Annotated in this window: 7 protein-coding genes; 4 read left to right on the top strand and 3 right to left on the bottom strand. The window is 72.1% G+C overall.

The window, feature by feature from the left end:
- Positions 1-16: 16 nt before the first annotated feature.
- The 3 genes from ACGFSH_RS24945 to ACGFSH_RS24935 all read right to left on the bottom strand — a co-directional run bounded on the left by ACGFSH_RS24945 (position 17) and on the right by ACGFSH_RS24935 (position 4,583).
- Complete coding sequence (locus ACGFSH_RS24945; RefSeq protein ID WP_393352326.1) at positions 17-1,204, bottom strand: sulfotransferase family protein; 1,188 nt, start codon at positions 1,202-1,204, stop codon at positions 17-19.
- A gap of 137 nt (positions 1,205-1,341) precedes the next feature.
- Complete coding sequence (locus ACGFSH_RS24940; protein ID WP_393352322.1) at positions 1,342-3,384, bottom strand: TIM-barrel domain-containing protein; 2,043 nt, start codon at positions 3,382-3,384, stop codon at positions 1,342-1,344.
- 185 nt (positions 3,385-3,569) lie between these two features.
- Positions 3,570-4,583 carry a LacI family DNA-binding transcriptional regulator gene (locus ACGFSH_RS24935; RefSeq protein WP_393352319.1) on the bottom strand — a complete coding sequence of 338 codons (1,014 nt, stop codon included), beginning with the start codon at positions 4,581-4,583 and terminating at the stop codon, positions 3,570-3,572.
- A gap of 422 nt (positions 4,584-5,005) precedes the next feature.
- On the opposite strand from ACGFSH_RS24935, the gene ACGFSH_RS24930 reads away from it, so the two are divergent.
- From ACGFSH_RS24930 to ACGFSH_RS24915, 4 genes are all read left to right on the top strand, one after another.
- Positions 5,006-6,943, top strand: coding sequence for an acyl-CoA dehydrogenase family protein (locus ACGFSH_RS24930; protein WP_393352316.1), 1,938 nt, complete (start codon positions 5,006-5,008; stop codon positions 6,941-6,943).
- Positions 6,944-7,038: 95 nt separating this feature from the next.
- Positions 7,039-8,292, top strand: coding sequence for a 1-deoxy-D-xylulose-5-phosphate reductoisomerase (gene dxr, locus ACGFSH_RS24925; RefSeq protein ID WP_393352313.1), 1,254 nt, complete (start codon positions 7,039-7,041; stop codon positions 8,290-8,292).
- Complete coding sequence (locus ACGFSH_RS24920; protein WP_393352311.1) at positions 8,289-9,593, top strand: M50 family metallopeptidase; 1,305 nt, start codon at positions 8,289-8,291, stop codon at positions 9,591-9,593. The genes dxr and ACGFSH_RS24920 overlap by 4 nt, the downstream gene beginning before the upstream one ends.
- A 229-nt stretch (positions 9,594-9,822) precedes the next feature.
- Positions 9,823-10,018, top strand: a 196-nt coding sequence (locus tag ACGFSH_RS24915; protein ID WP_393352308.1) for a flavodoxin-dependent (E)-4-hydroxy-3-methylbut-2-enyl-diphosphate synthase, incomplete at its 3' end; no start/stop codon positions are given.

Raw genomic sequence — 10,018 nt, 5'->3', positions numbered from 1 at the left:
CGCGCCGGGCCGGGCGTCAGGCCCGGTCGACCTCGGCGCGCAGGGCGTCGTACCCGGCGAACGCGGCGTCGACGTCGGCCCGGGTCAGGCCGTAGCGGGCCAGGTCGTAGCGGTGCGGCCGGCTGCCCTTGGGGCGGGCGGCGATCCGGGGGAGCCGCGCCGCGTCGGCCTCGGTCCAGCGGGCGCCCACGGCGTCGTAGAGCTTCGGGGCCCCGGCGGCCGGGTCGGAGCCCAGCCAGGAGTAGGGGACGTCCACCAGCGCCTCGCGCGGGACGGCGGCCCGGGCCGCGAGCCCGCGCTCCACGGAACGGCTCAGCAGGGCCAGCCAGGTCGCGCCCAGCTCGTGCAGGTCCAGCGGGCGCCGGGTGATCGCCATGCCGTGCTCGATCAGACTGCAGAACGACGCCACGACGGCGGCCGGCTCCCGGTGCGTCCACACCAGCGTGGCGTCCGGGAAGACGGCGAGCAGCGCGTCGAGATGGCCGGTGTGCAGGGGGGACTTCAGCACCCAGCGGCGGCGGGGACGGCCGTGCTGGAGCACCTGGTAGACCTGCTTGAGGTAGGCGTAGTCGGGGACGAAGTCCCGCTCCTCCAGCGCCGCCCGGTAGGCCGGGATGCGCGCCTGGGACAGCGGCATGACGGTGTGCGGGAGCGCGAAGGTGCACTCTTCGGGGCCCTCGGCGACCAGGGTGTGGATGTCGCGGTAGCGCGGCGCGAACAGATCGATCGCGCCCACCATGAGACGGGCCCCGGCGACAGCCCTGCGGCGCTGTTCGGGCGTCCCCGCCAGGTCCGGGGTGAGCAGTTCCCACAGCAGGGGACATCGGTGCTGCTCGGACAGCGAGAGCACACCGTGGGTGAGGGTCGTCGCGGTGCGCGGCAGCCCCGCCACGAACACCGGCCGCTCGACCGGCTCCCGCGCGATGCCGGGGTGCTCGGCGATCAGCCGCCGGACCCGGGCGCGGTTGGCCAGATGCCGCCGGACATGGCCCTGCGCCGACCACCAGCCGACCGGCGTGAGGTTTTCGTCCCGGGCCCAGTGGCGCAGCAGGAACCGGAACTCCTCGGTGAACTCCTCGTCCCCGGGCGCCATACCCGCCCGCGCCGAGAGCCGGTCGAAGACGCGGTCGGGCGTGCGGCGGGAGCGGAAACCGGGCCGCAGCACCTGGTCGGCCACGGTGAGGGCGAGCGGGGACGACGCCATGGGGGGACACCCTTTCGCGGGGCGGCGGGGAAACGGCGGGGGCGGGCGGGGCAGGGGGGAACGCCCGGACGCCGGCTCCCTACCCCGCCGACACCCTTTTTCCACAAGGGAGTTCACCCGGCCGCGGCGGACCGGCGTTACTCGGCCACCGGCAGCCGCGCCCCGTCCCGCAGGAACAGCGGGAGGCGCTCCAGCGGGGCGTCCACCGTGGCCCGCGCACCCCCCTCGTACGTCTCGCCCGTCCACGCGTCCGTCCACACCGCGCCCGCCGGGAGGTGGACCGTACGGGTCGTCGCGCCCGCCGTCAGCACCGGGGCGACCAGCAGGTCCCGGCCGAAGAGGTAGGCGTCGTCCACCGACCAGGCCGCCGGGTCGTCCGGGAACTCCAGGAACAGCGGCCGCATGGGCGGCAGGCCCTCCTCGTGCGCCTCCCGCATGACCTCCATGACGTACGGCTTCAGCCGCTCCCGCAGCCGCAGGTACGCCTCCAGGATCACGCCCGCCTCCTCGCCGTACGACCACACCTCGTTCGGGCCGCCGGTCATGTCCGGGCCGAGCGGCATGCCCGGGTGGCGGAAGCCGTGCAGGCGCATCAGCGGCGACACCGCGCCGAACTGGAACCAGCGCACCATCACCTCCCGGTACGCCGGGTCGTCCGGGTCCCCGCCGTGGAAGCCGCCGATGTCGGTGTTCCACCACGGGATGCCCGACAGCGCGGTGTTGAGACCGGCCGCGATCTGCCGGCGCAGCGTCGGGAAGTCGGTACCGATGTCACCGGACCACAGGGCGGCCCCGTAACGCTGACTGCCCGCCCACGCCGAGCGGTTGAGGCTGACGATCTCCTCCTCGCCCGCCGCGCGCAGCCCCTCGTGGAACGTGCGCGCGTTCTCGGCCGGGTACATGTTGCCCACCTCCAGACCCGGACCGGCCCAGTAGCGCAGGTTCTCGGGGAAGCCGGGCTTCAGCTCCGGCTCGCAGGCGTCCAGCCAGAAGGCCGTGATGCCGTACGGGGTCAGGTAGTTGTCCCGGATCCTCGACCACAGAAAGTCCCGGGCCTCGGGGTTGGTCGCGTCGTAGAACGCCACCTGGACCGTCGAGGCGACCCCCTTGTCCGGCCAGTCGGCGTGCGCCATCGGGCCGTACTGGGTGCCGATGAAGTAGCCGCGCTGCTCCATCAGCTGGTGGTTCTCGCTCAGCGGCGACACCGACGGCCACACGCTCACCACCAGCTTGACGCCCATCTCCTCCAGCTCGCGGACCATCGCGGCCGGGTCGGGCCACTCGGCCGGGTCGAACTGCCAGTCGCCCAGGTGCGTCCAGTGGAAGAAGTCGCAGACGATGGCGCCGAGCGGCAGCCCCCGGCGCTTGTACTCCCTTGCCACGTCGAGGAGTTCGTCCTGGGTGCGGTAGCGCAGCTTGCACTGCCAGAAGCCCGCCGCCCACTCCGGCAGCATCGGGGTGCGGCCGGTGACCGCGCTGTAGCGGCGCTGGCCGTCGGCCGGGGCGCCGGCGGTGATCCAGTAGTCGATCTGGCGTGCCGAGTCCGCGACCCAGCGGGTGCCGTTCCCGGCCAGCTCGACACGGCCGATCGCCGGGTTGTTCCACAGCAGGGTGTAGCCGCGATTGGAGGTGAGCACCGGGATGCCGACCTCGGCGTTGCGCTGGACCAGGTCCAGGACCAGGCCCTTCTGGTCGAGCCGGCCGTGCTGGTGCTGCCCGAGTCCGTACAGCCGCTCGTCGTCGTAGGCGGCGAACCGCTGCTCCAGGCGGTGGTGGCCGTTGCCGACGGCCGTGTAGAGGCGCGAGCCCGGCCACCAGAAGTGGGCGCGGTCCTCGGCCAGGATCTCGGTGCGGTCGTCGGTGCGCAGAAAGCGGACCAGGCCCTCGGCGCTCACCTCGACGGTGAGCGCGCCGACCGTCAGCAGGCCCTCCGCCTCGCTCGTCTTGACGCTGCTCTCGGCGGCGGGCGGCTCGTCGAGCAGGGCGCCGGGCAGCCCCTCGAGGATCGGGCCGCCGAGCCGGGCGCGCACCCGGACGGCGTCCGGACCCCACGGCTCGACCCGCAGGGTCTCCTGACGGCCGCTCCACTCCAGCGCGCCGTCGCGCTCCCGGAAGGTGCCGACCGTGGGCGACGACTGCGCGAGGCTGACCTGTGGCTGGTTTTCGGCAGGCTGGTTCACGAGGGGTGCTCCTTGAAGGAGTGCAGACAGGAGTGAGGCGGCAGGACGCGGGCACGAAGGCGCCCGGACGGGCGCGGGACGAGGACGTGGCGGCGCGGCGGCGGGGAGGTGTGACGAGGGGGGATGAACGGGGGAGGGGCGGCGGGTCGAGGTGCGCGGGGGCGGACGGCGGTACGCGGGGGCGGTCAGGTTCCGGAGGGCGCCGGTCCCGTGCTCGCCCGGACGGTCAGCTCGGGCGCGATCAGCACGACCTCGTCGCCGCCGCGCCCCTCCAGCTTGGCGACCAGGCGTTCCACCGCGTGCCGGCCCATCTCCTGCGCGGGGATGGCCACGGACGTCAGCCGCACCGATGCCTGGACCGCGACCTGGTCGGGGCAGATCGCCACCACCGAGACGTCCTCCGGCACGGCCCGGCCCTGCTGGCGCAGCAGCGCGAGCAGCGGCTCCACCGCCGACTCGTTCTGCACGACGAACCCGGTGGTGCCCGGACGTTCGTCGAGGATCCGGGCAAGGGTGACGGCCATCGCGTCGTACCCGCCCTCGCACGGGCGGTGCAGCAGCCGCAGACCGAGGTCCCTCGCCCGGCCGCGCAGCCCGTCGAGCGTGCGCTCGGCGAAACCGGTGTGCCGTTCGTAGACCGCCGGGGCCTCCCCGATGACGGCGATGTCGCGGTGGCCGAGGGTGGCCAGATGCTCCACGCACAGCGCGCCGGTCGCCCCGAAGTCCAGATCGACGCAGGTCAGACCCGCGGTGTCGGCCGGCAGGCCGATCAGCACGGACGGCTGGTCGGTGGAGCGCAGCAACGGCAGCCGCTCGTCGTCGAGTTCGACGTCCATGAGGATCATCGCGTCGGCGAGCCCGCTGCCGGTGACACGGCGGACCGCGTCGGAGCCCTCCTCGCCGGTGAGCAGCAGCACGTCGTACCCGTGGGTGCGGGCCGTGGTGGCCACCGCGATGGCGATCTCCATCATCACCGGCACGTAGATGTCGGTGCGCAGCGGGATCATCAGCGCGATGATGTTCGACCGGCTGCTCGCCAGGGCGCGCGCGCCCGCGTTCGGGTGGTAGCCCAGCTCCCGGATGCTCTGTTCGACGCGCTGCCGGGTGGTCGTGGAGATGGACCGCTTGCCACTGAGGACATAGCTCACCGTGCTCGCCGAGACTCCGGCGTGCTGGGCGACCTCGGCGAGGGTGACCATCCAGCTCTCCAAGTTTTGTGAAGCGCTTCGACAGTGCGCATTGCGAACAGGGGCGGGTGAGGGTGGTTCGACAGTAGCTCTAGCGCGAGTGGGTGTCCATAGGTTGTCGAAGCGCTTCGACGGGGAGTTGTGGCGAGTTGGTGGAGAAGAGTACGGGAACACGGCGTGGGAGTCGCCCACACCCGTTCGGCGCAGGCCGCGCCACCGCGCGAGGCGCCCCGCCCGGCCCGCGCGCGGACGCCCGGTGACGCCCGCGGGAGGCCGCGGCGCCGCTCCCTCCCGGCCCCGGAGCCGGGCCCCCGCCCGCCCGAAGGCGCGCGCGTGGGGTGGCCACCGCGGCCCGGATCGGGTACCAACGATCGGGTAGCACCCATCGGTAACCGATGTGGCCCGAGATCCCGATTCGCGGCGAGGTGAGCCTCATGTCCGCACCACCCCTCAAGAAACCCACCGTCACCGAGCGTGAGGCCCGCCAGGTCGCCGAGGCCGCCCGGGAACAGGACTGGCGCAAGCCCAGCTTCGCCAAGGAACTATTCATGGGCCGCTTCCGGCTCGACCTCGTCCACCCGCATCCGGTCCCCTCCGACGAGGCCGTCCGGCGGGGCGAGGCGTTCCTCGCCAAGCTCCGCGACTTCTGCGAGACCCAGGTGGACGCGGCCCGCATCGAACGCGAGGCCCGCATCCCCGACGAGGTCGTGCGCGGACTCAAGGAGCTCGGCGCCCTCGGCATGAAGATCGACCCCAGGTACGGCGGCCTCGGTCTCACCCAGGTGTACTACAACAAGGCGCTGGCCCTGATCGGCTCCGCCAGCCCCGCCATCGGGGTCCTGCTGTCGGCGCACCAGTCGATCGGCGTGCCCCAGCCCCTGAAGATGTTCGGCACCCCCGAGCAGAAGCAGAAGTTCCTGCCGCGCTGCGCGACCACCGACATCAGCGCCTTCCTGCTCACCGAGCCCGACGTCGGCTCCGACCCCGCCCGCCTGGCGACGAGCGCGGTGCCCGACGGCGACGACTACATCCTCGACGGCGTGAAACTCTGGACCACCAACGGCGTCGTGGCCGACCTGCTCGTGGTCATGGCGCGGGTCCCGAAGAGCGAGGGACACAAGGGCGGCATCACCGCCTTCGTCGTGGAGAGTGACTCGCCCGGCATCACCGTGGAGAACCGCAACGCCTTCATGGGCCTGCGCGGCATCGAGAACGGCGTCACCCGCTTCCACCAGGTCCGGGTCCCGGCCGCGAACCGTGTCGGCCCCGAGGGTGCCGGCCTCAAGATCGCCCTGACCACCCTCAACACCGGCCGCCTCTCCCTGCCGGCGTCCTGCGTGGCCGCCGGCAAGTGGTGCCTGAAGATCGCCCGCGAGTGGTCGGCGGCCCGCGAGCAGTGGGGCAAGCCGATCGCCCACCACGAGGCCGTCGGCGCGAAGATCTCCTTCATCGCGGCGACCACCTTCGCCCTGGAGGCGGTGCTCGACCTGTCCTCCCAGATGGCCGACGAGGACCGCAACGACATCCGCATCGAGGGCGCGCTGGCCAAGCTGTTCGCCTCCGAGATGGGCTGGCGGATGGCCGACGAACTCGTCCAGATCCGCGGCGGCCGCGGCTTCGAGACGGCGGAGTCCCTCGCGGCCCGCGGCGAGAAGGCCGTCCCCGCCGAACAGGTCCTGCGCGACCTGCGGATCAACCGCATCTTCGAGGGCTCGACGGAGATCATGCACCTCCTGATCGCCCGCGAGGCCGTCGACGCCCACCTCACCGTCGCCGGCGACCTCATCGATCCCGACAAGTCCCTCCAGGACAAGGCGAGGGCGGGTGCCAACGCCGGCGTCTTCTACGCCAAGTGGCTGCCGAAACTGGTCGCCGGGCCGGGACAACTGCCCTCCTCGTACGCGGAGTTCAAGCACGCCGGCGTCGACCTGTCGCCGCACCTGCGGCACGTCGAGCGGCACGCGCGCAAACTCGCCCGCTCCACCTTCTACGCCATGTCCCGCTGGCAGGGCCGGATGGAGACCAAACAAGGCTTCCTCGGCCGCATCGTCGACATCGGCGCGGAACTGTTCGCGATGAGCGCGGCCTGCGTACGCGCCGAACTGCTGCGCTCGCGCGGCGAGAACGGCCGCGAGGCCTACCAGCTCGCCGACGTGTTCTGCCGCCAGTCCCGCATCCGCGTCGACGAACTCTTCGCGCGCCTGTGGCACAACACCGACGACTTGGACCGCAAGGTCGTCAAGGGCGTCATGGCGGGCGCCTACGAGTGGCTGGAGCAGGGCGTCGTCGACCTGTCCGGGGACGCGCCGTGGATCGCCGACGCGACCCCCGGCCCCAGCGAACGGGAGAACGTCCACCGCCCGATCAGGTGATCCGTCGAACACGGTTGCCCGGCGGCCGGGCCGCGGCGCGTCCCTCGGCGGGACGCCCTGTCCGGCCGCCTTCCCGTTGCGGCAACAATGGGGGGATGAGCGACAGTCCAGCCCCCCTCGCCGACCCGCACCGCGTCTACGACCCCGTCGTGGGCGACGGCCCCAAGGACGTGGTGATCCTCGGTTCCACCGGCTCGATCGGAACCCAGGCCATCGACCTCGTGCTGCGCAACCCGGACCGCTTCCGGGTGAGCGCCCTGTCCGCCAACGGCGGCCGGGTCGCGCTCCTGGCCGAGCAGGCCCACCGGCTGCGCGTGCGGACCGTCGCGGTCGCCCGCGAGGACGTCGTGCCCGCCCTGCGGGAGGCGCTGGCCGCCCGGTACGGCGCCGCCGAGGCGCTGCCCGAGATCCTCGCCGGTCCCGGCGCCGCCGCCGAGGTGGCCGCCTCCGACTGCCACACCGTGCTGAACGGCATCACCGGCTCCATCGGCCTCGCGCCCACCCTCGCCGCCCTGGAGGCGGGCCGCACCCTCGCGCTCGCCAACAAGGAGTCGCTCATCGTCGGGGGCCCGCTGGTCAAGGCGCTCGCGAAGCCCGGCCAGATCATCCCGGTGGACTCCGAGCACGCGGCCCTCTTCCAGTGCCTCGCGGCCGGCACCCGCGCCGACGTCCGCAAGCTGGTCGTGACCGCCTCCGGCGGCCCCTTCCGCGGCCGGACGAAGGCGGAACTGGCGAACGTGACGGTCGAGGACGCCCTCGCCCACCCCACCTGGTCCATGGGCCCGGTCATCACGATCAACTCCGCGACCCTCGTCAACAAGGGCCTGGAGGTCATCGAGGCGCACCTGCTCTACGACATTCCCTTCTCGCGCATTGAGGTGGTCGTCCACCCGCAGTCGTATGTCCACTCGATGGTTGAGTTCACGGACGGATCGACACTGGCGCAGGCGACGCCCCCCGACATGCGCGGGCCCATCGCCGTCGGCCTGGGCTGGCCCGGGCGGGTCCCGGACGCCGCGCCCGCCTTCGACTGGAGCACCGCGTCGACCTGGGAGTTCTTCCCGCTCGACGACGAGGCCTTCCCCTCGGTCGGCCTCGCCCGGCACGTGGGCGAGCTCGCGGGCACGGCCCCGGCGGTGTTCAATGCGGCGAACGAGGAGTGCGTCGAGGCGTTCCGCAGGGGCGCGCTGCCCTTCAACGGCATCATGGAGACCGTCACCCGGGTCGTGCACGAGCACGGCACGCCGGTGACGGGAACTTCACTGACCGTGTCGGACGTCCTCGAAGCGGAGACCTGGGCACGGGCCCGGGCCCAAGAACTGACGGCTACCGCGGAGGCGCGTGCATGACAGCCCTGATGATGATCCTCGGCATAGTCGTCTTCGCGGCGGGGCTGCTGTTCTCGATCGCCTGGCACGAGCTGGGACACCTGTCCACGGCCAAGCTCTTCGGCATCCGGGTCCCGCAGTACATGGTCGGCTTCGGCCCGACCGTCTTCTCGCGGAAGAAGGGCGACACCGAGTACGGCGTCAAGGCGATTCCGCTGGGCGGCTACATCCGCATGATCGGCATGTTCCCGCCGGGCGACGACGGCCGGATCACGGCCCGCTCCACCTCGCCCTGGCGCGGCATGATCGAGGACGCCCGCTCGGCGGCCTACGAGGAACTGCAGCCCGGCGACGAGACGCGCATGTTCTACACACGCAAGCCGTGGAAACGCGTCATCGTCATGTTCGCCGGACCGTTCATGAACCTGATCCTCGCGGTCGTGCTGTTCCTCACCGTGCTGATGGGCTTCGGCATCTCCCAGCAGACCACCAGCGTCAGCTCGGTCTCCCCCTGCGTCATCGCGCAGAGCCAGAACCGCGACGCCTGCAAGCCCTCCGACCCGGCCTCCCCGGCCGCCGCCGCCGGCATGAAGCCGGGCGACCGGATCGTCTCCTTCGCCGGACACCGCACGGACGACTGGGACACCCTCTCCGACCTGATCCGCGTCAGCGCCGGCAAGGACGTCGCCATCGTCGTCGAGCGCAAGGGCAGCGAACTCACCCTGCACGCGAAGATCGCCACCAACATGGTCGCCAAGAAGGACTCCAGCGGGGCCTACGTCCAGGGCCAGTTCGTCAAGGCCGGCTTCCTCGGCTTCAGCGCGGCCAACGGCGTCGTCAAGCAGGACTTCGGCGACTCCGTCTCCTGGATGACCGACCGGGTGGGCGAGGCCGTCGACTCCCTCGCCGCCCTGCCCGGCAAGATCCCGGCCCTGTGGAACGCGGCCTTCGACGGCGCACCCCGCGAGCCCGACTCCCCCATGGGCGTGGTCGGCGCGGCCCGCGTCGGCGGCGAGATCTTCACCCTGGACATCCCGGCCTCGCAGCAGCTCGCCCTGGCTGTGATGCTCGTGGCGGGCTTCAACCTCTCCCTGTTCCTGTTCAACATGCTCCCGCTGCTGCCCCTGGACGGCGGGCACATCGCGGGCGCCCTGTGGGAGTCGCTGCGCCGCACCACGGCCAAGGTCCTGCGCCGCCCCGACCCGGGCCCGTTCGACGTGGCGAAGCTGATGCCGGTCGCTTACGTGGTGGCGGGCGTCTTCATCTGTTTCACCGTGCTCGTCCTGATCGCCGACGTCGTCAACCCGGTCAAAATCTCTTAGCCGCTGGTCCGCCCCCTTGCCGGCGGCCCGCGGTCCCGCACGGCCCGGCACGCTCCTCGTGCCGGGCCGTCCGGCGTCCCGGCGGGTTTGACGGCCGGCGGGTGCCCCGCCCGGGTGGTTCCCGGGTACGGAAGTGCTCCCGCCCCGGCCGGTGCCGTAATCTCGAAGCCTGGAACCCGCCTGAAGACGGGACCTGGGCCATGATCCACGACTTGGGGTTGCACAGCAGATGACTGCGATTTCTCTCGGCATGCCGTCCGTTCCGACCAAGATCGCCGAGCGCCGCAGGAGCCGGCAGATCCAGGTCGGCTCCGTGGCGGTCGGTGGGGACGCCCCGGTGTCGGTGCAGTCGATGACGACGACGCGTACGTCGGACATCGGTGCGACGTTGCAGCAGATCGCGGAGCTGACGGCGTCGGGCTGTC

Origin of the sequence: Streptomyces sp. NPDC048481, from assembly GCF_043200075.1 — a bacterium.
GTDB lineage: Bacteria > Actinomycetota > Actinomycetes > Streptomycetales > Streptomycetaceae > Streptomyces.
Note: the sequence above shows the minus strand (reverse complement) of the source record. Positions and strands in the feature narration are given on the sequence as shown.

Excerpts from the sequence above, each read along its gene's own strand:
- ACGFSH_RS24945 (WP_393352326.1), bottom strand. The coding sequence starts at position 1,204 with ATGGCGTCGTCCCCGCTCGCCCTCACCGTGGCCGACCAGGTGCTGCGG.
- ACGFSH_RS24935 (WP_393352319.1), bottom strand. The coding sequence starts at position 4,583 with ATGGTCACCCTCGCCGAGGTCGCCCAGCACGCCGGAGTCTCGGCGAGC.
- ACGFSH_RS24930 (WP_393352316.1), top strand. The coding sequence starts at position 5,006 with ATGTCCGCACCACCCCTCAAGAAACCCACCGTCACCGAGCGTGAGGCC.
- dxr (WP_393352313.1), top strand. The coding sequence starts at position 7,039 with ATGAGCGACAGTCCAGCCCCCCTCGCCGACCCGCACCGCGTCTACGAC.
- ACGFSH_RS24920 (WP_393352311.1), top strand. The coding sequence starts at position 8,289 with ATGACAGCCCTGATGATGATCCTCGGCATAGTCGTCTTCGCGGCGGGG.